A 937-nucleotide genomic window follows, 5' to 3' on the forward strand; every position below is an offset into this window, starting at 1 on the left:
TCGGGTTCTTCAACTCTGGTGATGGAAACACCGGCATCGGCAATGCCGGTGACTACAACACCGGTATCGGCAACACCAGCATCGGCAACACCGGTATCGGCAACACCGGCAGCTACAACACTGGTATCGGCAACACCGGCAGCAATAACACGGGAAGTTTCAATGCCGGCAGCTTCAACACCGGTGATGCCAATCCCGGCGATCTGAACAGCGGAAGTTTCAACGGCGGCAGCGTCAACACCGGCTTCGCCAACTCAGGCGACCTCAACACCGGTTCCTTCAACACCGGCAGCATGAACACCGGTTCATTCATGCTGGCCGACAGTCAAGTGGCCGACGGTTTTTCCATCCCGATCAATTTCCCGGCGATTCCGATCGACCTGCTCGCGGCTACCAACGTCGCGATCCCGATCACCGGTCAGTTCGACCCGATCACCATCTACCCGATCACTGTCAACGTCCCGGTCGACATCAATGCGCTTGGTATCGTCGGCGTCTCTGGAACAGTCCCGTCCGCAGTGGTCGACCCCATCGTCATCAACCCGATCGTTTTGATGGACCTGGTGTTCGGGGCGGACTTTCAGCTGCCCATCCAGATGACGCTCCTCGGCCGAATCAACCTCACGGCACCGGGGCTGCTCGGTATCGGGAACTCCCTCGGGTCGTTGGCGTCGGGCTTCTTCAACGGAAATTCCAACGGGACTTCGGGCTTCTTCAACTCGAACAGTCTGAGTTCGGGCTTCGCCAATGCCAACGGGGCGCTGACGTCGGGCTGGTACAACGCCGGTTCGTTGCTGTCGGGCTTCCAGAACCTGGGAACCGCCATCTCCGGTATCGCCAACACCAGCACGCTGGCCGCTAACACCGCGGCCATGATCTCCGGCGTGGGCAACATCGGCAGCCAGGTCTCCGGCTTCTTCAACGGCCAGATGAGTGC

At 59.9% G+C, this 937-nt stretch carries 1 protein-coding gene; it reads left to right on the forward strand.

All coding sequences use genetic code 11. From position 1 onward, the window contains the following. A partial coding sequence (locus tag A5636_RS07210; protein ID WP_081287653.1) for a hypothetical protein occupies positions 1 to 937 on the forward strand: 937 nt, incomplete at both ends.

This window comes from Mycobacterium asiaticum (genome assembly GCF_001673315.1).
Taxonomy (GTDB): Bacteria; Actinomycetota; Actinomycetes; order Mycobacteriales; family Mycobacteriaceae; genus Mycobacterium; species Mycobacterium asiaticum_B.